Genomic DNA, 24,427 nt, shown 5'->3' on the forward strand with positions numbered 1-24,427 from the left:
CGCTGCCACGAACATTCGCCATCTGCTTACTGTCATGGTTCTGGCATTGCCCTCGTTGCCATTTCAGGCGACGGCGCAGACACCTCCTCCTGCGCCTGCGGTCGACGCCGCAGTGTCGAGTGCACGGCAACAGCAACTCCTTGAGCAACAGCGCCAGGCTCAGGAACGTGCATCAGCAATCAGTGCGCCAGCAGTTCGCTCAGCGTTGCCCTCATCCGACGGATTTCCCACGCTTCCCGCGGAAACGCCTTGCTTTCGGATTGAGAAATTCTCACTGGATGTACCGGCAACACTTCCGAAACGCGCGCAGTCTGCTGGGGCGTCGGCCCTTCCGATGGACCCGTTTGCCTTTGCGGCATCCTGGCTTGCCCACTATCACGGCCAATGCCTCGGACGCCAGGGCATTGCCGCGATCACAGCCGGTCTGACCCGGGAGATTTTGGCGCGGGGTTACGTGACAACCCGTGTGCTCGTGCCCGAACAGGACCTCACCACGGGCGAACTGAAGCTCACCCTGATCCCCGGCATCGTTCGGGATATTCGTTTCGCCGATGCATCGCAATTCGGCACATGGCGCACTGCATTTCCGACAGCAGCGGGCGAGATTCTGGAATTGCGCGATCTGGAACAGGGATTGGAGCAAATGAAGCGGGTGGCGAGTCAGGACGTCACCATGCAGATCGTGCCGGCGGAAGCACCGGGAGAGAGTGACGTCGTCATTGAAGTCAATCGGGCGAAGCGATGGAGCGTGGTGACATCCATCGACAACTCAGGCTCTCGCGACACGGGGAAGTTGCAGGGTAGCCTCGCGCTCGGGATTGACAATCCATTAGGGCTAAACGACATCCTGAGCGTTGGCGCAACGCATGATTTGGCGTTTGCCGACAAACGGTTCGGCTCGAACGGATGGAATGCCTTCTATTCGATTCCGTGGGGATACTGGACCGCCACACTGTCGGCTTATGCCAACCGGTACAACCAGCAGATCGCCGGGGTAAACGACACCTTCGTGACTCACGGGCAATCCCAGAACGTCGATCTCAAACTTTCCCGCGTTCTCCAGCGTAGTCAAAGCAATGTGCTGAGCGCTCAGGTCCGGCTGAGCAAACGTTTCGGGCGGAGCTTCCTCGAGGATGCCGAGATCGATCAGCAGTACCGCAACAACACGTTCATCGAGTTCGGATTCGTGGATCGGCACTATATCGGCGCCGGACAGTTCGACGGTAGCCTCATGTATCGGCAAAGCGTCGCCGGATTGGGCGCCGCGCCGGACAATGCCGTGCCCGGCACGCCCACGTACCGCTTCAAGATGGCCGTTTTCGATGCCAACCTCTCGCTGCCGCTTGGCCAGTTGCCGCTGCGCTATGTCACGACGTTCCACGGGCAATTCACCAACGACGTTCTGCACTACATCGACGACTTGAGTATCGGTAGCCGCTACACAGTGCGAGGTTTTGATGGCGAGTCGTCCCTAGCGGCCGAGAAGGGCTTCTATTGGCGCAACGAACTTCAGTGGATATTGGGTGCCTCCGGCATCTCACTGTTCGCTGGCGTCGATTATGGGCGCGTGAGTGGTCCGAATGCCGCCTATCTCGCCGGCACGCAACTCGCCGGGGCTGTCATTGGGGTGCGGGGTAATGCCAAGCTGCCGTTTGGTTTCGTTGCTGGAGAAGTCTTTGCCGGGACTCCGGTCTACAAACCGACAAGTTTTCAAACCGCACATACAACGGTGGGATTCTCGCTCACGGCGCAGTTCTGACCTCGCGTTGCCCGTCGAATCCACGAACATCGGCGGCGTCCACGCGTCGCACTGCGCGAGCGCAATTCAGGCTCGGTGGAGATGGCCGACAGCGCTGCGGCGCTCGAAAATGTGGCATCCCAAATGAAACCGGGCACTCCAAATGGAGTGCCCGGCGTCGAATCTAGATGATGGGTTGTGAGTGGCTCGAACACTCGCCCTATGGGTACCGTAGGGTGCCTTAGTTGATGAGACGCCGCATACCAAAAATTCAAAGACTTACGCGCAGCCGCGCCACAAGTGTTGTGTCAGAAGCAGCAAAGTTGCTGCGACTGGCCTACTTTGGCGCCAAAGTAGTAGCGTTTGCGTGCGATTCCAATCATTCACGAGTTCTCTTTCCGGCTGGTGCCGCTGTCAGTGCCAGACTTAGAAAAATCTCAGAGCGGCTCCAAGAGCCGGAAAATCGGCAGAAATCAAGGCCATGAAATCGCGACTCAGCACAGTCAGTAGTCTTCAAAAGGTCTCTCATCTCGTTTGAATGGGAATGGGTCTAAGAGAACGGGGAGCTGCGTGTCCACTCTCGGCTCGCGGAGGTAGCTCCGCCAAGTCTCGTTGACATGCCGAAGATCGATCTCCGAACTGACATCGGATTGGCGACAAGCATCCATCCGCTCCTCGACACCGTGCTTGAGCGTGATGAACGAAGCGAGCTGTTCCTCGTCAAACGAGCGCCCAAGATAAGGATAATGAATGGTCAACTCGGCCCTTCCGTCGCGCTCCAGGTGTGCATTTACCTTACCGAAAAGCCGGTCGACACGGCCCACGCGCTGCTCGTTGTCGCCGGGAGTCCACGCAATTCCATAGTGATGGACCTTTCTGCACTGCAGATGTAGGTTAACTCCCTCCTGGAGCACGGACGTAGTAGCTAGTACGTTAGGATAGAAGGGACTGTTAAAACCCAGAATCAGTCGCTGCCGGTCTTTGACAGCACCACTTGCATAAAACGCGGGACTGTTCAACCCGGTTAGTACGTGCCAGTCGCGCCTCCAATCGGCGATGTCTTCACAGAGCGCTTCGAAGGTTTCCAATGCGGCGCGGAAGTAGGCAAGCACGAGCGACCCGGTCAACCTCGGTTCGATGAAACCAACGAACGACAGATAGCGCTGCTGCACATCACCGGTCAGTTTCAATCTTCGGAATTCCGCATACCAACAGTACAATTCGATGATAACTGGACTGGCAAACAGGAACCCGTTCTTCAGGTAATTGCCGAAGTTCTCGGCAATATCAGAGTCATGCGCGAGCCACGAATCGATCCTTTCGCGATCCATCTGCGCGAGAAGGTCATACATCGCCCCCCACAAGGTGGGCAAGGGCTTTGCGAAGTAGAACTTTTCGCCCGATACGCGAGTTATTCTTTCCCTTGCAATCTCATGACGGGCGTCACGTGCCGCGGCCCCATACTCGTCCCTGCCCCGCTCTCCAGGTAACTTTCGATGATAGTAGTACATTCCCTTTCGATAATCACTGGCGGGTTCAAGCAGAAGCGAAAACAGACTCTCAGGCTTGCGCAGGCGCAGGCTGAAATTTGAGCAGTCGGTACTACGATGAGCGCCAGCTTTCTTCACCACGAATAGGTCAGCGATCCTCGAATGGACGTCGGCATCCGAATCGTTGTGCCTCTGAGGCATCTCGTCGTCGAGGCCAAGCAGCGATTCCTCGTCCGCCCCCGCTTCCTTTGGGACACTCCTAAAGAATCGAATGAAGGATTCGCGTGACCAATGGTCGGCCTCCCATCGCTTTGCCACCACCGGATCATTCGGGGCCAGCGCATTGGCGATCATCATTCCGTACTGAAAATCGTAGGCCGAATTAATCCGCTTGGCGATTTCGCGAACCGATGGGATTCGACGAACGAATACTAAGTGCTTATGCTCATGAACATCGAGTCTCGCGTCGAAAACGTCACGAGGCACACACTGACTCACGAGAGCGTCATACTTTGGATGAGCCGGCAGTTTCTCCAAGCTCCTGTGCATCTGCGCAAGTTGTTTGAGAATGTCAGTATCACGTGCTCCCCTAAAGTCTCGACCACTTTGGTCAACGTCTAGGCCTGGTTCATCGTGTTGGGAATTCACCTCGAAGGACTCGAAACCTTCTAGGTAGCCGTACAGATAGCGCTTGCCCTCGGTGACTTGCTGCTTAACCAGTAACTTCTGATACAGCGCGAAGAACACTTCGGCCGAGGGATCCTGATCAAAATCGGCTTCGATGGCCACTTCGTTGCGGTAACTGTACTTGTCGTAGGTGCCGTTCCTGCCATTCATGCGACGCAATCGGCGTAGCGCGTACTTCTTCAGCAGCTCCTCGGGCGTATTGATTCCCACGTCTGTCACGTAGCTGAGTATCGAAGTGATGTTGTCCATCGACGAGTGACTTGGCGTAGCCGTCATCAGCAGTGCCCTGCGGCTCAGCCTGTCTCCGTGAGTGCCGAAGAACTCACGTGCCGCCTTGGCTCGCTGGGACTGTCCCTCCTTGTTGCGAAAATAGTGAGCTTCATCCACGACCAACAGATCGAAACCCCGTTCTCCAAGCGCCCGCATCAACCTGCGATGAATATTCTTTGCGGCGTCCGCAGCGCCTGTAAGCTTGTCGAAGGACTCGTCATCTTCGCCGCGAACCAGCGTGCTGAGTGAGTAGATCGTGGTGATGAACAGCCTGCCGGATCCTGATTCCACGACCTCGGTCAGTTCGTCAAGTCGCCAGCACAACTGAGGCTCCTGGACGGGCCCTCCATCTACCATTCGGCCCACTACGTCGTCGGACTCGCGGTAGTGGCTCTTGACGAACTTCCTGAACTCCCGCTCCCAATGCTTGCAGATGTCCCGGTTGGGCGCCATTACCAGCACCTTGGCATCGGGCCTCTTCTTCCACAGTAGTGACATAACGCCGAGCGCCTGAAGTGTCTTCCCCGTACCCACTTCGTCGGCCAGCAAGGCCGCGTCGCGCAGTCCAAGCTTGTTCCAGAGTCCAGCAACGCCCTCAGCTTGGCGTGCAGACATCGACTCATCGCTTTCGCTGTAGACCCAATCGGTCCGATCGCGATCGAACGTGATCCAACGAGAGACTTGCTCCGGCGTCAGGGCGCCCCAGTCGTCAGCGCTCATAGTCGCAAACCTCCCTAAGCTGCTTCATGTATTGGGCGTTGCCACTGATTTCCGGCGGCAAGGATACCCGTTGCTTATTCAGTCTCAGGCTGTTCCACTTGCCTTTGTTTGGTGGCGTAGTGGGCGCGTATCGGGCCCGATTCTGCTCATAGACGTCCAACGCTACCGCGTGAAGAGAATTTACTTCCTGCAATAGGAACCAGTTGAATACCGTATTTCCACTGGTGACAATTTGCTCATTCACTTTAACGACCAGCTCTTGCAGGCTTCCCGCGTAAACGAACAGAAGTTTTTCGAGTTCGCTCATGGATCCCGCCGCCTGCAGTCGTTTCCGGAATTGCTCGAAGGCATGGAACAGTCGAAAGTAACTGAGGTTTCCGCCATTCGCGCTGATGATCGGGCTTCCAAGCTCTTCCTCCGGCACGCCGTTATGTCTGAGCACCTTGCGCAGTTGCGCTGTCCCAATACCCTTCGGGTCGACGTCGTTCACCAGATCGTTCAGCAGATCCTTCAACGAGTCATAGCCTTGGGCTCTGCGATAGTCCTGCCCGGTCTCCACAATTAGGCCACGGAATTCGACACTCCCGCTCCTGACGACTTCATAGCAATGGTTCGCGAGCAACGCTTCGTCGTCGGTGACGTCCAGTTCGATTGGCTGTAACAAATACGCGCCATCGCTCCGACGCGCCCTCCAGCGAAGCGTGACGGGCTTGACGACGCCTGGGAGGCGCAGGACGTAAGGTCTGCCGCTAATCGGCTCGAATAGTTTGCCATCTACGCAATAGCGGCTTTGTTCCCAGTCGAATCGAACCTGCAGATCGAAGGGTAGGGGATAAGGGGGGGCTATGAGCTCCTCCTCCAGTGACTCCTCCCTGCAAAAATCTTTCGTGGTCAAGGCCAACTGCCTGCCGCTAATAGTTGTCGCAGGCGATACATTCAGCAGAATTCCGGCTTCGACGTTTCTCCGTTCGAAACTCGAAATTCCCGGCTCTGTGCAATTCCATGAACCTACAGCGAGACGGCCCCTGTCTCCAGACACCAGCCAGAGTTTTGCATGCGTCATTTCAATCTCGGCCGCACGCGGTAGCGGATAGTCATGAAAGGACAGAACACCCGCCCGTTGCAACTTTTCGAGTTCTGCGGTCCAAATGGTTCGGAGTTGCCGATTGGCGATTCGATCGGGTACGATGGAAACCCTCAGTTCACGCCCCATCGTCTCTTGAATCCGGTTGATCAAACTGGCGAGATCGCGCGAGAAATACGGCGACCATACCGTCAGCCTATTGGCGCCGGTCTCTGCCATCAATTGCTGAAGGAAAGTCTTTTTCTGAAAGCTGTGAGCGAATCTCCAGTCGTCGTCTTCGCCATTAAATTTCCGGCGCACGCCCAATCGCTGAGCTTCAGTCAGACCGAGTAACTCCGTGAGCGGATCGAAGAAGCGTTTGATTTGTTGGTATTGCTCGTTATTACTGACGGCACGAAACGCAAACACCTCCTGGTTCCGTCCCCAGCCACTGACTGTCAAGTTGGCGCTGCCTGCGCCCAGCACCATCGAGCCGGACTTACCCTCTAGGAAAATTACCTTCGGGTGAAACAGGGAGTCCTTGTCAAATCCGTTTTCCGCAAGGTGGCCGGGCAGGACACCATGGACAGGGATCGCTGTGCGCTTAAGTTGGTCCGCTTCCATCATTCGCAAGTCGCAGAACAGGCGCAGGTCAATTTCGCGCTCGGCCACCTCCTGTTGCATGGTCTCGTAATCCATCCGGTTTGCAGGCTGGTCGAAACCAAGTAGTACAGGCAGCACATGAGTCTCAAAGAAGGGGATACCGAGATTGAATGTCGTAAACCAAGCACGCTTCAACTCGCCCAGCCCTTCTACCTGCTTGCGAAACGCATCCAGAAGTTTCATGCATTTCCCCGAAAACCAGACAAAAAATGACGAAATTGAGGGACATAGTAGTGGTTGACCCAAGTCTCGACCCTCCGGTCTTCCTTCTCAGGCAATTCACGGGTACGGACGTCGATTTTCAACTGCTCGTCGTTAAGCAAGCGCAGCCAAGGCGACTGGCCTCGGTCCTCCATGATCTTGGAGTGGTACCTCAACAGTCGCTCGCTCTGTTGCCGAATTTCGGTTTCGTTGGAGAGATCAAGCAGGTCTTTTAGACGCTCGGCAGCAGTGCCGACAACTTGTTCACGCATATTCGAATGGGTCACGATACGCCCCGCGAGCTTGGGGAGCGTGTCCCTGTCGCGGCCGAGAGCCTTCCACTTGGCCACGACCTCATTCAACGACTGAGACTTGGCGGAGAGCATGACGTTAAGCAACAAATCAAGTTCTCCCAGAAGCGGCTCCAGCAAGCACACATGCTCAAGCTTCTCTTTGTCCGAGGCCACTCGGAAGTTCCGTTCGACCGATCGCGCAAAAACCTCGGCAGCAGACCACGGAGCCGCGCCGCGCCGCTGCGATTCTTCGTTCAGCACTTGGTACAACGCGCCAGGGGCTCCCTGATCAAGCTCCGTGACCGACAGCCAAAAGTCGCGAGCATATGCACCTACTGCCCAGGGTGAACTGAATGCGTTGACGAACGCCTTCCTGAGTTCAGAAGGTATCTGAGCGAACCAACGCTCGGGTTCGCGACTGGGTTCTGCAAGGATGTCCGCTAGATGGGCACGCACGAGCTTGTGCAACTTGGTCAAGTGCCCCGCACCCGTCGTGAGTCGATTCGCGACTGTCTGCCACAAAGATCGAGCCGATGGCAGCGCATAGTCATAGCCGCTATCGAAGAATCCCATTTCTACTAGCGGTGTCTTGTAGCGGCCGCTGACACCGAGCAAGTTCTGCCGGACGAGTATATGAGCCTTGGACTCATGGCTAAAGACCAGTCGAGGGTTACCCTCGCTCTCGTCCCACTTGCGACGGGCCTTGGAAATACCAAGAACGCCGCCAGTCTCCACGCCTGCCAATTCCTGCGCGTCCATGATGCAATATACGAACAGATTCTCTAGGTAGAGCAGACACGCTTGCTTAAAGGCCTGCGCATTCTTTCCTTTGCCTGCGTAGGCCTTTTCTCCGTGCAGGCCCTTGCCTAGCTGAACCGAGTCGTCGTCGACGATGCTCCTGATCACCCAATGATTGAACAAATTGAGTGTGTAGTTGCGAACATCGTTAGAGATGGAGCTGATGCGATTGCGAAATATCCTCTGGCCGTAGGCAGACCAAATAACTTGCACGCCAAGCGGGTCGAGGTTTAGTTCGCTACTGATGCGATCATCGAACTCCGTGAGGATGTCTCGCAGCAAGTCCGGCGGAGCCATATCGATAGTGCCTTTCCAATTTGAATTTTAATCAAAATGACTCGATCAATCTCAAGCGACGAAGTTACATGCCCCAGTCGCGGACATTGGTCTCGCCGGTCTGGTAAAACTTTCTAACCAGCTTGATGTATTCCACAAAGTCCCGATTCTCTTCCGCGAGCCGATTACACGTGTCCCAATCGACGTTTGGTCGCTCTCTCGCAGGAATTAGCACCTGGCTTGCGGAAACATCTGTCACATCTAACTGAATGACACCGATTCCGTGTGCAGTCGCCAAAAGCCGCAACTCCTTCATGATGTCAGGCCCTTCAATTTCGGCTGCAACCAAGTAACTAAAGTTTGCCCAAGAGGCGTTGGAGACGGTTTGGAAGAAGCTCCGGCGAACATTTGACCTGTTGAGCAGCAGCTTTACCTCGAACGCCCAGAGCTTCGTTCTGGTATCCGCATGTTCTCGCACGCAGGCTCGAATCTCGGGAGCCCATTCGGTGGAGAGATCCTCCATTCCAACCACATCCGGATGCAACCATTCATTGGCGCCCGACCCAACTCGGTTACTAGATCGCTTCTCATCGATCCGCATGGAATGTACGTTGTGCTCGGTCCAGAGATACTCTGAGAGAAGGGGATACAGCGAATGCTCGGTCCGCTTTGCCCCCTGCACCGGGCTAACCGCCCCCTCCGCTTCGGCGACCTCCGTTTCGTCGTCTTTGGTCGACCAGAAGAAGCGGCGAGGCCGCCCCTCCGTGGTCTTCAACGAAGGATCTTGCCGTTGCCAGCTGCGCTGCGATCCATAGATCTCTGCGCGAAGCTGCGTCAGAAGCTGATCGTCAGTCTCCATCACGGTGCTGTTCGCAAGCTTTAAGGCGCACTCCTCAGGGTAGTTCGCCATGATCCATCGGCCAATCTCTGACGCCGTCAGCTTTTCACCATGAGCGGATTGCAGGCACTCCAAAACACGCTTTCGCAACTCGAGCTTCAAAATTCCCCCGTCGGTCATTGGTTCTGCTTGCCTGATTTTATCTCGACCATCTAGCACGGTGAAAGTCGTGTTCGTCTCGTCGCAGTCAATGCCATACGTGAAATCCTCCGCGCCCCCTTGCAGATCTCCCACTACAACTCGACGACCACGCCGGGATCGAACTGCGGATTAAGGTGTCGCGGCGAGTACCCGCGCGGATTACAAATGACGCGCGTCCCACGTACGGCGGCATCATCCTTCGGAGACTCGACGTAATCGAAGCTCGTATGCATATGCCCGTGAATCCATAGATCGACGGCAGGACCCATCAGATCAGATAGATTCGAAGCGTATGCTGGTGTCAGCGAGTCTCCATCGTACTCAGGATCAACCGACTGAATCGATGGTGCGTGGTGGCTAATGACGACAGTCTTGCCGTCGAACGGTTCGGCTAGTTTATTGCGCAGCCATGCGCGCGAGACCTCATGGCGACGGACAGTGTCTATTGGATAGAGCTTTCGAAACGAGGAGGTCGCTCGAATCAGGCGGAAGTCGCTCATCGAACTTTGAGCGTCTCGCATGCTTACCCCGGGAGACACTTCGCCTTCGTACAGCTTGAAATCGGTCCACAGCGTGCAACCGATCAACATCGTGCAGACGCAGATGATGAACGTTGAGTACACGGACAACAGCCACAACGATATCCGATATCACAAAGTCACGGCGATTGAGACTCGGGCACGTGAATACCGCCATATCTACGACATGTTCATGAGCGAAGAGACGCGCAGACGTCTGAACTTGCACTAGGCCATTCGCAGACCATTCGTAACGAGTGCGCACGTTGGCACGTAACGTTGAAGAGGATGAGCGGCCCCAAAGTGGCTTTGGTGCGATAGAGTCGTCAAATCCAATCGCGTTTGATAACGGAGGATTCTTCGATGGTTGACCCGCCCGAAGGGATGAAGCCTTTTCAGGCTGCGCTGCTGCGTGGCGAGATTCAAGTGAAGCCGGGGGCGGTGCACCCCGACTCGCAAGACGCAAAGTGCAATCCAGCCGAAGACGACGAAAGCGACGCCAACCGTGTGTTCGAGTTTCGCAGCGACGCGGTTACCAGAGCCTTCGAACGCGCAGTGGCACGCGCCCGCACGCTTTACGTCGATGAGTGCCGTGCGGCCAAACTTAAGCCAGATGGCAAGTTTCTGACCGACCTTCGCTTTCACGACTTACGGCACGAGGCGACTTCCCGCTTGGCGTCAATTTTCCCCATGCACTAACTGACAAAGATAACGGGCCACAAAGACCCACGTATGTTGATGCGTTACTACCATCCGCGAGCCGAGGATCTAGCAAAGAAACTGCCCTAACTCCAGGAGCAGCTTGCAGGGCGTCATGCCCCCAGATGCCCTCTCTTGGTGTTCACCTTGCCATCAAGGGCATCGGGAAAACCGTCAGTCGTTCCGCTTGGCTGCACGGCGGGCGCTTGGTGCTTACCGAAAATCCGATCTAGTGTCGCTGGTATCAGGGCGGTATTGGACTGACGGATGGCGGCGTGCTTGACCTTGAGAGCGCCGATACTCCCTTTCAGGTCGCGCAATTTTGTCTGCACCGGCATGGGAGGTACAGACATTTCATATTCGAGGAAAACCGAAGGTTGCAGACGGCGGCGGCGAATATTTGTGCCGCCGCTCAGAGCTGCAAGCTGCGGCCAGACCGACGGCGTGCGGAAATAAATGTCTAACACTTCAGGAAGGACTGCTTTGGTATTCACGGTGAAAACGGGAAATTCCGGCGAAACAACCATGCCATCGCACTCCGGTGGAACAACGCCGAGCGCGCCTTCCCAAGCCATCAATTTCGGATAGGTGAAATCGCCAGCCTTAACAGTACTCAATCGCTCGTAGGCGAAATCGCTGCCACTTTTCACCGCGCTGGTGAATACGCCGCGCCCGAAGGAATATACACCAGCGAAGCGGTATTCCCGTGTGTTGTCCACGGCCACATCGGTCGACCGCAACGACACCAACTCTGACATCTTCCGTTTTTCATAGCAATCCGCTTGTTCGCCAAACATGTAAGAGCGAATCAGCGCATCGGCATCTGCTTCTACCGCGTCCAGATGCGCGTTGAGTTGGGTCGTCTTGTTGCTCAACTCGCCCAGCTTGGCGACGATAGCGCGTTGTTCTGGCAGCGGTGGGAGTGGAATTTCGATTGCAAGGAATTCACCGGGCTTGATGCGATTCTTTCCGCTAGTACCTTGCGCCTTCTCGTCACACGCTCGCCAAAAACCACGCCACTTGGTGATCAGTCGCATCCACGCAGGCAAAATCCTCTCGCCATCGAGCGTATACGTTGGAAATTCCGTGCTGACGTAGCCGCCACAAAGTTCCGTCGTGGCAACTGCCACGCTGCCGTTCCGCGCCCAAATCTTGTTGACTATGAGGTCATCAGACTCGATCCGGTTGAAGTTGGAGTACTTCGTGTTCGCACCATCAATGCTTTCGCGTTCGTAAGCACCTTCACCCCACAACCGAACACCAATTTGTCGATAAATAGTTCCAGCCTGCGGCGCTTCAAACCGCAGCGCAGGCTGGCAAACATCCCCAAGCGGAACCAAAGGCCAGTCGCTCATGCTGTCACCTTGCCGACCAGCGTTTCGATTTCACCCAGCAGGCGCAACACCTCGACCTCGTGCTCACGCATCCGCGCCACCAGCTCCTCAGGCGCAATGTGCTCCAACTCCTGCTTGATATTCGGATTTTTCACATCGAGGTTGTAGCCGCGTGCAGCAACGTTGCTTGCGCTGACCTTCCACGCCTGCTGTGTTTCCTTTCGGTCGGCCCACCACGCTAGGCATTCAGCGAACTCCTCGAACTGCATGGGCGCAGTCTTGGAGTATTTCTTGCGGCCTTCCGGCAGCGGGATTTCGTAATACCAAATGTCCTGCGTCGGCTCGCCGCGCTGGAAGAACAGCAGGTTGGCCGGAATATCGGTGTATGGCGCGAACACGCCCTGCGGTAGCCGCACAACGGTGTGCAGGTTGAAATCCTTGAGCAATTGCTCCTTGATGACCGCCGCCACGCCATCGGCGAACAGGGTGCCATTGGGCACCACCACCGCCGCCCGACCGCCATGCTCGGCGCGGTGCGCCTTTATGTGTCCAAGCTTCGGCACCATCACATCCTTGAAGCGCAGCTTGCGCATGATGTATTGCAGGAACAGCAGCGCGGTTTCGCTGGTTTGCATGTTCGGCGGGAAGTTCGCCTTGATGCCCGCCTCTTCCTCACCGCCGAACGGCGGGTTGGTCAGGATCACGTCCACGCGCTCATTGTGGCCGATGTCGTTGAGCTTGATGTCCAGAGTGTTGCCGTACCCGATTTGCGGCGTTTCCAGCCCGTGCAGCAGCAGGTTCATTTCAGCCAGCATGTACGGCAGCGGCTTGGCTTCCTTGCCGTACAGCGTGTCGTTCTGCAACATCGCGCGCAGCTTCAGGTCCTTGCCGACCTGCGTGCGCAGATGTTCGTAGGCTTCAACCAGAAAGCCGCCCGTGCCGCACGCCGGGTCGAGCACAGCTTCGCCCAAGCGCGGATCGGTCACTTGCACCATGAAACGCACAACCGGACGCGGCGTGTAGAACTCGCCGGAATCGCCTGCCGCGTCGCGCATCTCGCGCAACATGGATTCGTACAGGTGCGAGAGGGTGTGGATTTCCTCGCTGGAGGTGAAGTGGATGGCGTTGATTTTGTTGAATACGTCACGCAGCAGGTAGCCACTGACCATGCGGTTCTGCACGCCCTTGAACACGTTAGCGATGACCCGGCGCTGGCCGTTGCGGTCGTCGCGGTCGCCCTGCCCGCGCAGATAGGCGAACAAGCCTCGCCCTCGCTTGCCATCCGGGCGCACGGCTTCGTCGTTGCTCAGGAACGCGAGCAGTTCATCTCCATTGATGCCATCGGGCTTGGCCGCCCAATCGCGCCAGCGATATGGCGCTTCGATGAGCGGTTCGTAGTCTTCGCCATCGAGCGCGGCGGCGTCTTCGCGTGCTTGCTCAAGGTCATCCAGGAACTTCAGGAACATCACCCACGTCAGCAGAGGCAGACGGTCGGCATCGCCGTTCAGGCCCTTGTCCTTGCGCAAAATCTGACGCACGGACTTGATGAGGGCGGAAAGCTGTTGCGCTGTGGTTTGCGCAGGTTTTTCGGTTTTTGCTTTACGAGCCATAATTTCTTTCGTTTACTGATACAAAGCCGACTGCAAACTGCCAAATGCCGCGCGCAGTGCTTTCGGGCCACCAAAATAAGCGGCGATTTCAGAAGGTTTGCCGAAGCTGTCGAAGGGCTCCACCGCCAGCAATTCGGAAGGTTTTTCGAACTTGGCAAGGCCGCGCTCGATATATCGATCAACTACCAGGCCAAGGATTTCGCGCGCGATGTCACCGTATTGCGCGAACAAGTTGGGATGCAGCCTCCTCGCGCGCTCGGCCCGCTCGCGGCGGGTCAACAGAGGTGCATTCCATGCCAGATGACACAGCAAGTCCAGCGGATCGGCATCGGGTTGGCCGGTCGCGGCGATGAGCTCATCGAAACTGATGTGACGCTCAGCCAGTTCGTGCAGCACTTCGGCACGGGTGTCCGGCGTCGCCCATGCGCTTTCCAGTTCCTCGCGGGTGGGGAACAGCGAACGCACAGAGCGCGCAGTGTATTCGGTATAGCGCACCACTTGCAGCTTCTTGCCGTCTGCGTCGAGGTCATAAACCAGATGGCCGATGACTTCGACGTCGCCACCATCGACGTAATATTTGCGCGGTTCGGTCGGCTCGTCGACGCCGCCGATTTCGCCGCCTTCGCCTGTTTCGGATTCCTCATCGGCGCTATCGGCCGCAGGAATGTCCAACTGCTCCGGCTCGCTACTTTCGGTGACGTTGCCGTCATCGTCTACTGTCTGTTCTTCCAATAGCGCCGGGAAGCCGTCGAAATCCGGGTCGGCGAAGTGCTGGGTTGCCGTGCCGGTGTAGTCGATGATATTAAAAAACTCTTTGCCGTAGTCAACACGCAAGCGCGTCCCTCGCCCGATGATCTGCTTGAACTCAGATTGCGAACCAACGACGCGGGCGAGCACCACGTTCTTCACCGTGGCCGCGTCCACGCCAGTCGTGAGCATTTGCGAACTCGTCAGGATGGTCGGGGTCGGCTTGTCTAGGTCCTGAAAATTAGCGAGGTAGGCGAGGCCTATGTCACCCTCGTCACTGGTAACACGGCACACATAGTCCGGGTACTCCTTCACCAAGTCGGCGTTGATGTTCACCAACTCCTGCCGCATTTCGGAAGCATGTTCCTGATCGACACAGAACACGATGGTCTTCGCGAAGCGGTCGCTACCACGCATGAAGCCAGTCAGGTGCTTGGCGATAGCCTTGGTGCGAGCACGTAAAGCGACGACGCGCTCGAAGTCCTTGGTTTGGTACTCGTCGTCGGGAATGGCTCTGCCATACCGATCAACCTCGCCTCGGGTCGGTCGCCAGCCTGCGGCGTCGGCGTTAGTGATAATGCGATGCACACGATACGGTGCGAGAAAACCGTCCTCGATACCTTGCTTCAGGCTGTATAGGTAAACCGGATTACCAAAGTAATCGTAGGTGTCCCGAGACTCGTCGCGCAACGGCGTGGCGGTCATGCCGAAGTGGGCTGCGTCGGAAAAGTAGTCCAGCACTCTTCGCCATGTGCTCTCGTCGCGGGCTGCGCCGCGATGGCACTCGTCGATGATGACGAGGTCGAAGAAATCAGGACGATATTGGCGGAAAACGTCCTCATTCGCTGTCGTCAGTGCCTGATAGATACCAAAATACATGTCGCGCGCCTGGCTGGCATCGCCGCTACTGATCTTATGGCGCGCATCGCCGAAGTGGATGAAGTCCTTGTCCTTCGGGTCGTCCACCAGAATGTTGCGGTCAGCGAGAAACAGGATTTTCGGGCGGCGATATTCACCATTGCGATTCCACCGGCTGTTCCAGAGTTTCCAGCACACCTGAAAGGCGACACTGGTTTTACCTGTGCCGGTGGCGAGCGTCGCCAGCACGCGCTTCTTTCCAGACAGGATGGCCTCGACCACGGAGCGGATGGTCGCGTCTTGGTAGTAGCGTGGCGTCTTGCCGGAGACGAGGTTGTACGGCTCCAACAGAGTTTGCTGTGCGGTTTCCGTAAGCCCTGTGGATTGATTCAAGCGCGTCCATAGCTCTTCGGGCGTAGGGTAACGTTCAACTTCGCGTTCAGTACCTTTGGTGTAGTCGATCTCGATGATGCGCTGACCGTTGGTGGCATAGGCGAAGCGCAGATTCATCATTTGCGCGTATTCGCGAGCCTGCTGCACGCCATTCTCGGCAGGCAACCCGGTTTCCTTGGCCTCGACCACCGCAACTGGGAAATCGCGGCGGTAGTAGAGGATGTAGTCCGGCTTGCGCACCTTCGCCCGCCGCGCCTTGCCACCGATCAGCAGGATGCGCCCATCTGTAATCGACCTCTGCTCGCCAATGGCATAGGGAGCGTCGCCCCAGCCTGCATCTTGCAAAGCAAGGGTGACGTACTCGCGGCATGTGTCGGCTTCGGTCAATGCCGCTCCCCTAGCTTTGTTTATATCGATGTCAGCGCTAATCTTGGTACTTGTCGCTCGATTTTTCTCCATATGTTGTCGAGCAGTTTCGACTCTTAATTTGTCTGCTGCTGTCTTAGCCAGCAAATATGCCTCTTCCGCCATTTTTCCCGCGAGCTCTAAAGATGCGTCCGACTTCGTGTCGTCGAGCAGATCCTTTTCCGGCGCTTGGAGAAGTTCGTCGATATAAAGGTCCGCAATCAGCCTGATTTTGCTATGGGGGTCCGTTGGCTTAATCGTCATCACACATTCTCCCCAAGGTTCAGCTTGTCTAGCCGGCGCCGGATCAACCGCAACACGCTTGCATATTGCACCGGTCCGAGTCCTGTCATCGACTGGATTTCGTGAGGAGTCAGGCCGTCCGCCTGTCCCGACAAGACTACCTGGGCCATCTTGTGGTCACCGAACATTTTGTCGATCGCAACCAGCGTCTGATTTGCAAGCAAAATTTCGTCGGGCGTCGCCTTGTCGTGTTGGTGGACCAGAAGTTGTGCCTGCGCTTCATCGTCGGCATCGACGATGACGGCCTGTGCAAGTACATCTCTACCCCGTGCCTTAAGAATCGCATCCTGATGGCTCCGCATCGCATTAACAAGAAAAACCATCACGGGAACGCTACGGGGGCAGCGCCGCTTGCCTGCCAAGGCGCGGGTAAGTGTCTCTTGCAGCAGGTCTTTCCCTTCGAGAGCCAATCCCCAGCATAGAGCGTCAGCGGCCCTGCCGAGCTTGATCCAGTCTCCCGGCAAAAAAGTATCAAGCGCACTTTTCAGCTCATCCGTCGAAAAGACGCCTTCTTGTACGTCAGTCATCCGGCCCCTCTATATATCTAGGCTCTCCCGTTAGCCCGTACAGACATCCGAAAGAATATTTTGATCGGAATGTCTGCGGCCACTTTTTTTGCAGCCATCACTAGTGAGGACGTCGTTTTCGCTTCCTCACAACACCGGAATTTAACATTAAGGAAATCGCTATGGCAGACGTCCAGATCACCTGCATCACCAAATCCGTTCCGCATGGAAGTCATGAACACATTACTCACGTGGGTAATCGCGCGGGTAACTGGAAATGGCCCGTCGAGAAAGTAATCAACAGCATCGACAATAAGACCAATACATTCTTCGTTCAGGATCCGCGCTCGGGCAAGCGCGCGACCGTTGGCGTGATACGTCCCACCGGCCAGCGACCGTACCTGCGGACCTATGCTGACGGGGTGTGGAATGACAACCTCCTCGCCCAGTCGCAATGCGTCTAGCAGGCTACGAGCTGCTTACCATGAGCAAGGCGGTATCGCCATCTTGCAATCATCTTTACAAGGACGGCATATGCCACGCTATCGAGTTGCTCACGTTCGGGAACAGGGGATTGACCTGATTATCATCCCGTTGGCCAGCGATTTTGGCCATAAGGGAGGTGCGGTACAGCAAGAAATCATGGCAGAACTGCAGGTCCGCGCTCGAGCTGCCGGTCTGGCCGGAACGGTAGTGCCAGTATGGAATTCCGGTGGCCGGTCGAACTTCATCGCGCCAACAAACTGGCATCCATTTTTCCGAACCCTGAGCCCGGCAACAATTGAAGCCAGCGTTAACAAGGAGATTTACTGGTGATCTGGCAGCTGCACCCATCGCGCTGATCGGCGCAGATCCACTAGACGCGGATCCGCGCCACCTCATCACAGCTGGTGTCGTCTCGATGCTTGATAGAGCCGCGTGGCGTGCTTCTAGGAGTGGTTCGCCATCGCAGCACATTCTCGAAGATATCTCCCGTTTTTCAGGTAGGCCATTGCGCGAAACGTGCGATGACCGGGTTTTCGTGCCGTGTACCGCCCACCTTTTTGTAAGCGCACCGCAGCCGCCTATTCTCGAAATAGACTTCCTCAACCTTCCGTCATCTTCGCCGTTGATCGCAGATTGTCCTTGCCATCGGGGCCACGCGAAAAAAAGCCCGCTCGAGGCGGGCTTCCAACAGGTCACGGCGAAAGACAACGTCTTGACAACTCGGTCATCTTTTTTGACTACGAACAATGTAGGGCAGTCGTACCAACTTTGTCGTACAGTCGCAAAACTGTGGCGCCAGTCGCACATACTCTGGCGCCCTACGGGCACACCATCAATCAAACATCAATATTCCCAGCACGCAGCGCATTAGACTCGATGAACGCGCGACGCGGTTCTACGTCGTCACCCATCAGCGTGGTGAAGATGCCGTCCGCCGCGATCGCGTCTTCGATCTGTACACGCAGCAGGCGGCGCACCGCCGGGTCCATCGTGGTTTCCCACAACTGCTCCGCGTTCATTTCGCCCAGCCCCTTGTAGCGCTGCTTCGAGACCTTGCTTTCCGCATCGGCCATCAGCCACTTCATCGCCGACTTGAAGTTCGTCACCGGTTGCGAACGCTCGCCGCGCTTGATCATCGCACCTTCGCCAATCAGGCCCTTGAACGTCTCGGCTGTCTTCTGCAACTGCGCATAGTCCGCCGTCTGCAGGAAGTCCTGATCGATGACCGTCACCTTCACGTTGCCATGATGACGGCGCTCCACGCGCAGCGACGGCGCCGGTTCGGCATTCTCCACGTCTTCCATCACCGCCGTGATCGTGATCTCCGGAGCGAGCGGATCGTTGCTCAATGCCGCCTCCAGCGCCTTGGCCGAGGCCTGTGCCGACGCTTCGCTACCGAGATCGATCTCGACACCTTCGGTCACTGCCGTGAGTACCGACGACTCGTAAATGCGGCTCAGACGCTCGATCACGCCATCAGACAACTGGTAGCTGCGCGTCAGCTCGCCCAGTGCGTCGCCCGTAATCGGCGCAGCGCCCGTCGTCGGCATCAGCTCGGCATTGTTCAACGCAAGCTTGAGCATGTACTGTCCCAGCTCGCTTTCGTCCTTGATGTAACGTTCGTCCTTGTTGTGCTTGATCTTGTACAACGGCGGTTGCGCGATATACACATAACCGCGCTCGATCAGCTCCGGCACCTGACGATACAAGAACGTCAGCAGCAGCGTACGGATGTGCGCGCCGTCCACGTCAGCATCGGTCATGATGATGATGCGGTGATAACGCAACTTGTCGATGTTGTAGTCGTCTTTGCCAATACCGCAACCCAGCGCGGTAATCAGCGTCACGATCTGTTCGCTCGAAATCAACTTGTCGAAACGCGCCTTCTCGACGTTCAGCACCTTGCCGCGCAGCGGCAAAATCGCCTGGAACTTACGGTCGCGACCCTGCTTCGCCGAGCCGCCCGCCGAGTCGCCCTCGACCACGTAGATCTCGCACAGCGCCGGATCCTTCTCCTGACAATCCGCCAGCTTGCCCGGCAGACCCACGCCGTCGAGCACGCCCTTACGACGCGTCATCTCACGCGCCTTACGTGCAGCATCGCGCGCACGCGCCGCCTCAACGATCTTCCCGCAGATGATCTTCGCGTCGTTCGGCGTTTCCTGCAGGAACTCTTCCAGCGCCTTCGCCACGTACTCTTCCACCGGCGCACGCACTTCCGACGACACCAGCTTGTCCTTCGTCTGCGACGAGAACTTCGGCTCAGGCACCTTCACCGACAGCACGCACGTCAACCCTTCGCGCATGTCGTCACCGGTCGTCTCGACCTTGGCCTTCTTCGCCAGTTCGTTCTCGTCGATGTACTTGTTGATGATGCGCGTCATCGCCGCGCGCAACCCCGTCAAGTGCGCGCCACCATCACGCTGCGGAATGTTGTTCGTGAAGCACAGCACCGTCTCGTTGTAGCTGTCGTTCCACTGCATGGCGACTTCCACGCCGATACCGTCGCGCTCGCCCGTCACATGGAAGATCGTCGGGTGCAGCACCGACTTCGACTTGTTGATGTACTCGACGAAGCCCTTCACACCACCGCCAAACGCGAAATCGTCTTCCTTGCCCGTGCGTTGATCCGTCAGACGAATCCGCACGCCGTTGTTCAGGAAGGACAGCTCGCGCATACGCTTGGCGAGAATGTCGTAGTGGAATTCGACCTTGCCGAAAATCGTCTCGTCAGCCAGGAAGTGCACTTCCGTGCCGCGCTTGTCCGTGTCGCCCAGGAACTTCAGCGGCGACGTCTCGATACCGTCGACGACTTCCAACTCGCGGTTCTGCGGCACACCACGGTGGAACTCCATGAAATGCTTCTTGCCATCGCGACGCACGGTCAGCTTCAGGTACGTGGAGAGTGCGTTCACGCACGACACACCCACGCCGTGCAGACCACCCGACACCTTGTAGCTGTTCTGGTCGAACTTGCCGCCAGCGTGCAACTCGGTCATCACGATTTCCGCAGCGCTACGCTTCGGCTCGTGCTTGTCGTCGAACTTGATGCCCGTGGGAATGCCGCGACCGTTGTCCGTCACGGAAATGGAATTGTCCGCGTGAATGATCACGTGGATGTCGTCGCAGTAACCCGCAAGCGCCTCGTCGATCGAGTTGTCCAGCACCTCGAATACCAAGTGATGCAGGCCCGTGCCGTCCGACGTGTCGCCAATGTACATGCCGGGACGCTTGCGCACAGCCTCCAGACCTTCAAGGATCTGGATGGAGGCTGCACCATAGCCGCTGTCGGCCTGCTTTTGCTGTTCGCTCATGACAATCTTCCGGTTACTGCGTCATTAACTGACGAATTACTGCTTCATGACCCGCCACCCCCGCGTGCTTTTGGCGCCGCGAAGGCAGGCTTATCCCGCAAAAGGATAATTCTCTAGAAACGCCAAAGGGGCGCTCGGCCCCTTCGCGCATATGACGGCGCGTATGGCGGAATATCCGCTCAAATGCGCATCGGCATGACGACGTATTTGAATTCGTCGTTGTCCGGCAAGGTAATCAAGGCGCTCGAGTTGGCGTCGCCCAGACTCACCTTTACCTGTTCGACCTTGAGGTTCGACAACACGTCGAGCAGGTACGTCACGTTAAAGCCGATATCCACCGACTCGCCCGTGTAATCGATCTCGAGTTCTTCCTGCGCTTCTTCGGTTTCCGCGTTGCTCGCGCTGATCTTCAGCAGGTTCTCGCTCACCAGGAAACGCACGCCCTTGAACTTGTCCGACGTCACGATGGCCGCACGCTGCAACGAGCGATGCAACTCTTCGCGGCTGATGACGAAGCTCTTGTTGTAACCCTTCGGGATCACACGGTTGAAGTCGGGGAACTTACCCTCGACCAGCTTCGAAACCAACTCGACATTCGCGAAGGTGAACTTGACCTGGCTCGGCGCCACATCGATCTTCACCTTGTCGTCGATGTCCTCAAGCAGACGCTGCAACTCGAGAATCGTCTTGCGCGGGATGATGACTTCCTGACGCGCGAAATTCTGACCCTCGATCGTGGTGTTGCAGTACGCCAGACGGTGACCGTCCGTTGCCACCGCTTCGATCTTCTCGCCCTCGACCACCAGCAGCATGCCGTTCAGGTAGTAACGGATGTCCTGCTGCGCCATGGCGAAATGCACCATGCCCAGCAATTGACGCAGCGCACGCTGCGGCAGCTCGAAGCTCGCGGCATAGTCCTTCGCTGCGGCCACGGTCGGGAAATCTTCGGCCGCCAGCGTCAGCAACTGGAATCGGCTCTTGCCGGCCTGCACCGTCAGACGCTTGTCCGACAGCGACAGCGCCACTTCGGCATCCGGCATGTTGCGCAGAATGTCGAGCAGCTTGCGCGCCGCCACGGTCGTCGCCACATCATCGGCGCCGGCACCGCAATCGGCGGTGGTCGTGATCTGCAACTCAAGATCGGTCGACAGGAAGGAAATGTCCTGTCCGTGCTTGCGAATGAGCAAATTGGCCAGAATCGGCAACGTATGGCGACGCTCGACGATGCCACTCACAATTTGCAGCGGCCGCAGCAGATTGTCTCGTTGAGTTTTGACCAATTGCATATTTATCCTTCGTAGTAACTGTTAACGGGTATCAGTTTCTGCTGAAAACCCGAAGATTCCCTTATCAATCAATCGCTTGTGGAAGGGATAACAGGGCGGAAAACACTGTGGACGAACAGGGGACGCATTGTGCGCCGATCCGCTATTGTGCCCGAAAACGCCAGTTCCCCCCAAACCACACCCAGCTTATCCACAGGGACGCGGACAACCCCGCCCGCCATCCCGCGTATCCGCCGGTTTTTACCCCTTGAGCGTCTGCTCCAGCACGTGCAACTCGTGATTGAGCTGCGCGTCCTTGCCCCGCTCTTCCGCAATCTTGCGTACCGCGTGAAGCACCGTCGTATGGTCGCGTCCGCCAAACAGTTCGCCGATTTCCGGCAAGCTCTTCTGCGTCAGTTCCTTTGCCAGATACATCGCAATTTGCCGCGGCCGTGCAATATTGGCAGGCCGTTTTTTCGAATACATGTCGGCGACCTTGATATTGTAAAAATCGGCCACCGTCTTTTGAATGTTTTCGACAGAAATCTGACGATTCTGAACCGTCAGCAGATCTTTCAGCGCTTCCTTCGTCAGTTCGATCGTGATCTCGCGACCATGGAACTTCGAGTACGCGAGAATCTTGCGCAGCGCACCTTCCAGCTCACGCACGTTCGAGCGCAAATGCTTGCCGACGAAGAACGCTACGTCCTCCGACAAGCCCACGCCCTCGGCCTGCGCCTTCTTGATAAGAATTGCCACGCGCATTTCCAGCTCGGGCGGCTCGATGGCCACCGTCAGGCCGGAATCGAAACGTGAAATCAGGCGATCGTCGATCCCGGTGATCTCCTTCGGGTACGTGTCGCTCGTGATGATCACCTGCGCACGGTTCGCGATGAGCGCCTCGAACGCATAGAAGAATTCTTCCTGCGTACGGCTCTTGCCCGAGAAGAATTGAATATCGTCGATCAGCAGCAAATCGAGCGAGTGGTAATAGCGCTTGAATTCGTCGAATGCCTTGCGCTGGTATGCCTTGACCACGTCGGACACGTACTGCTCGGCGTGGATGTACCGAATGCGCGGATTCTGCTTTTCCGCCAGCAACTGGTTGCCGATGGCGTGGATCAAGTGGGTCTTACCCAGACCGACGCCGCCGTACAGGAACAACGGGTTATACGACGTGCCAGGATTATTCGCGACCTGAATCGCCGCGGCGCGGGCGAGCTGGTTCGATTTACCCGTCACGAAATTGTCGAACGTCAGCACGGGGTTGAGCTTCGAGCGCTCATAGATCGACTCGACCTCCCCAACCTGCGCCGGCTCTTGCGGCGTGACCCGCCAATTGCGGCGCACCGCCTCGGCTTCGCTGGCTTCGAGATCGGGACGCTCGCCGTCGAGCGACGCCGTATCGTTGCCATGTCCACCGGCCACCGCAACCTGTGCCGCAGCGGGCGCCGGATTCGCACGCGCCACGCCGGCCGGCACCGCCGCAGGTGCGGCGCTCGGCGCAGGTGCCGGGGGCGGCGCGGGCGTCGACGACGGCACGCGCATGCCTGCCTTCGGATCGAGCACGAATGTGACCTCGATCGGTGCATTCCAATAATCTGCCGCCATGCTCTGGATCCGCCCGGAGAACTGGCTCTTCACCCAATCCAGCTTGAAGCGGTTGGGGGCGCCGATCTTGAGCGTGCGCGCCTGTTCATCGAAGTCGAGCGGCGCCAGCGGTTTGATCCAGGTGCGGAATTGCTGGGGCGTCAGCTCTTGTTCGAGTCGAGTCGCACAGTGTTGCCAGAAATCATTCATGCAGCGTGTGTCCAGGTGGCGCGGAACCTATCCGACTGCTTCGGTTGGCGCTCTTGCCGTCCACTATCCGTCACACCAGATATGGGGGCAGAACGTCGCAAACCAAGCCGGTAACCCCCGTCCCCAAACAGGGTTCAGATAGGCAACCGGCCGAGGTCGAGTCAGACCGGCGGCGCATTGCAGACGTCCGGAAACACACGAACCATGGCGCTGCGTTCGGATTTTGCCTCGCGCGGTGCGGCCGGCTTCGGCGCGCGCAGACGACAAAACCCGGCGCGCTATCCACATGGCGGCGTCACCGGTACTCTGCTGGGAAAAAATAGATGGAGGATTTTAACGCCAAAGCGTCGGCAAAGCGAGTTATCCACAGGAATGCCCACAGCACAGGCATCTCCGGGCGGGCGTGCCGCGTTAACCCGCCTGACTTTGCGCGCATGCTGCGCAAATGCCCAGCAATTGCGACGATTTGCCGCGACCGCCGGGATATCTCCCTCGCCAGACATTTATCCACCGACGGAAACTGATGCCGGAGGCAATTTCTGCCATTATCCACAGCCGGAAGGCCGCCGGGTGGTGAATCCAGGACATCAACAACACCGCCGGCGCGCGAGCGCGCTGCGGGCGATGGCTAACCTATTGACACACAACGGAAAAGCCGATTAAATAGCGGGTTCGTTAGAAAGACAACCGGATTCTTATCCAACTCCCGACGGCTGGGCCGCGCGTGAAAGTCCTTGAATTTGCAGGTTTTCACGGTGTCCATGTGGCGTTTCACGATGCTGCTGCGCGGGAATTTTTCACACAGTGAGTGCATCATGAAACGTACTTTTCAGCCTTCCGTGACGCGCCGCAAGCGCACCCATGGCTTCCTGGTTCGCATGAAGACCCGTGGTGGCCGCAAGGTCATCGCCGCTCGTCGCGCCAAGGGCCGTAAGCGCCTGGCCGTTTAAT

At 57.2% G+C, this 24,427-nt stretch carries 17 protein-coding genes and 1 pseudogene; 6 read left to right on the forward strand and 12 right to left on the reverse strand.

Annotated elements, in window-relative coordinates; genetic code table 11:
• Positions 1 to 34: 34 nt before the first annotated feature.
• The gene (locus PCO31110_RS04925; protein ID WP_370855806.1) at positions 35 to 1,759 is read left to right on the forward strand and encodes a ShlB/FhaC/HecB family hemolysin secretion/activation protein; all 1,725 of its coding nucleotides are present in this window, start codon (positions 35 to 37) and stop codon (positions 1,757 to 1,759) included.
• 482 nt (positions 1,760 to 2,241) lie between these two features.
• On the opposite strand, the gene PCO31110_RS04930 is transcribed toward PCO31110_RS04925, so the two are convergent.
• The 5 genes from PCO31110_RS04930 to PCO31110_RS04950 form a co-directional block, all read right to left on the reverse strand.
• On the reverse strand, positions 2,242 to 4,905 hold the full coding sequence (locus PCO31110_RS04930; protein WP_150689762.1) for a DEAD/DEAH box helicase family protein: 2,664 nt from the start codon (positions 4,903 to 4,905) through the stop codon (positions 2,242 to 2,244).
• Positions 4,895 to 6,814: a phospholipase D-like domain-containing protein gene (locus PCO31110_RS04935; protein ID WP_150689763.1), complete on the reverse strand. Its 1,920-nt coding sequence runs from the start codon at positions 6,812 to 6,814 to the stop codon at positions 4,895 to 4,897. Before PCO31110_RS04935 ends, PCO31110_RS04930 begins: the two co-directional genes overlap by 11 nt.
• Positions 6,811 to 8,220 (reverse strand): hypothetical protein, encoded by a 1,410-nt coding sequence (locus PCO31110_RS04940; RefSeq protein WP_150689764.1) that lies wholly within the window; start codon positions 8,218 to 8,220, stop codon positions 6,811 to 6,813. The genes PCO31110_RS04935 and PCO31110_RS04940 overlap by 4 nt, the downstream gene beginning before the upstream one ends.
• Positions 8,221 to 8,284: 64 nt before the next feature.
• Positions 8,285 to 9,199, reverse strand: a complete 915-nt coding sequence (locus PCO31110_RS04945) for a COG2958 family protein (protein ID WP_036664681.1) — start codon at positions 9,197 to 9,199, stop codon at positions 8,285 to 8,287.
• A 131-nt stretch (positions 9,200 to 9,330) separates the two neighbouring features.
• Complete coding sequence (locus PCO31110_RS04950; protein WP_174979321.1) at positions 9,331 to 9,876, reverse strand: metallophosphoesterase family protein; 546 nt, start codon at positions 9,874 to 9,876, stop codon at positions 9,331 to 9,333.
• Between the two features lie 384 nt (positions 9,877 to 10,260).
• Here PCO31110_RS04950 and PCO31110_RS04960 point away from each other — a divergent pair.
• Positions 10,261 to 10,545, forward strand: a pseudogene (locus PCO31110_RS04960) (tyrosine-type recombinase/integrase); the annotation flags it as partial.
• A gap of 23 nt (positions 10,546 to 10,568) precedes the next feature.
• On the opposite strand, the gene PCO31110_RS04965 reads toward PCO31110_RS04960, so the two are convergent.
• From PCO31110_RS04965 to PCO31110_RS04980, 4 genes are all read right to left on the reverse strand, one after another.
• Positions 10,569 to 11,810 carry a restriction endonuclease subunit S gene (locus PCO31110_RS04965; protein ID WP_246189725.1) on the reverse strand — a complete coding sequence of 414 codons (1,242 nt, stop codon included), beginning with the start codon at positions 11,808 to 11,810 and terminating at the stop codon, positions 10,569 to 10,571.
• On the reverse strand, positions 11,807 to 13,399 hold the full coding sequence (locus tag PCO31110_RS04970; protein ID WP_150689767.1) for a class I SAM-dependent DNA methyltransferase: 1,593 nt from the start codon (positions 13,397 to 13,399) through the stop codon (positions 11,807 to 11,809). Before PCO31110_RS04970 ends, PCO31110_RS04965 begins: the two co-directional genes overlap by 4 nt.
• 12 nt (positions 13,400 to 13,411) lie before the next feature.
• A complete protein-coding gene (hsdR, locus tag PCO31110_RS04975) occupies positions 13,412 to 15,856 on the reverse strand; it encodes an EcoAI/FtnUII family type I restriction enzme subunit R (RefSeq protein ID WP_370855813.1) in 2,445 nt (814 codons plus the stop codon).
• Positions 15,857 to 16,065: 209 nt separating this feature from the next.
• Positions 16,066 to 16,632, reverse strand: coding sequence for a sigma-70 family RNA polymerase sigma factor (locus PCO31110_RS04980; protein ID WP_150689768.1), 567 nt, complete (start codon positions 16,630 to 16,632; stop codon positions 16,066 to 16,068).
• Positions 16,633 to 16,793: 161 nt separating this feature from the next.
• On the opposite strand from PCO31110_RS04980, the gene PCO31110_RS04985 reads away from it, so the two are divergent.
• Both PCO31110_RS04985 and PCO31110_RS04990 read left to right on the forward strand, forming a co-directional pair.
• A complete protein-coding gene (locus PCO31110_RS04985) occupies positions 16,794 to 17,075 on the forward strand; it encodes a DUF3892 domain-containing protein (RefSeq protein ID WP_150689769.1) in 282 nt (93 codons plus the stop codon).
• 70 nt (positions 17,076 to 17,145) lie between these two features.
• The gene (locus PCO31110_RS04990; RefSeq protein WP_150689770.1) at positions 17,146 to 17,427 is read left to right on the forward strand and encodes a hypothetical protein; all 282 of its coding nucleotides are present in this window, start codon (positions 17,146 to 17,148) and stop codon (positions 17,425 to 17,427) included.
• A gap of 506 nt (positions 17,428 to 17,933) precedes the next feature.
• Here the strand turns inward: PCO31110_RS04990 and gyrB are convergent.
• The 3 genes from gyrB to dnaA all read right to left on the reverse strand — a co-directional run bounded on the left by gyrB (position 17,934) and on the right by dnaA (position 23,476).
• The gene (gyrB, locus tag PCO31110_RS04995; RefSeq protein ID WP_150689771.1) at positions 17,934 to 20,411 is read right to left on the reverse strand and encodes a DNA topoisomerase (ATP-hydrolyzing) subunit B; all 2,478 of its coding nucleotides are present in this window, start codon (positions 20,409 to 20,411) and stop codon (positions 17,934 to 17,936) included.
• A 179-nt stretch (positions 20,412 to 20,590) separates the two neighbouring features.
• Complete coding sequence (gene dnaN, locus PCO31110_RS05000) at positions 20,591 to 21,697, reverse strand: DNA polymerase III subunit beta (protein WP_010806666.1); 1,107 nt, start codon at positions 21,695 to 21,697, stop codon at positions 20,591 to 20,593.
• A gap of 240 nt (positions 21,698 to 21,937) precedes the next feature.
• The gene (gene dnaA, locus PCO31110_RS05005; protein WP_150689772.1) at positions 21,938 to 23,476 is read right to left on the reverse strand and encodes a chromosomal replication initiator protein DnaA; all 1,539 of its coding nucleotides are present in this window, start codon (positions 23,474 to 23,476) and stop codon (positions 21,938 to 21,940) included.
• A gap of 204 nt (positions 23,477 to 23,680) precedes the next feature.
• Between dnaA and PCO31110_RS05010 the strand changes: the two genes are divergently transcribed.
• Positions 23,681 to 24,139 (forward strand): hypothetical protein, encoded by a 459-nt coding sequence (locus PCO31110_RS05010; protein WP_150689773.1) that lies wholly within the window; start codon positions 23,681 to 23,683, stop codon positions 24,137 to 24,139.
• Positions 24,140 to 24,291: 152 nt separating this feature from the next.
• A complete protein-coding gene (rpmH, locus tag PCO31110_RS05015) occupies positions 24,292 to 24,426 on the forward strand; it encodes a 50S ribosomal protein L34 (protein ID WP_010806664.1) in 135 nt (44 codons plus the stop codon).
• Position 24,427: the final 1 nt, after the last annotated feature.

This window comes from Pandoraea communis, from assembly GCF_902459745.1.
Classification (GTDB): Bacteria; Pseudomonadota; Gammaproteobacteria; order Burkholderiales; family Burkholderiaceae; genus Pandoraea; species Pandoraea communis.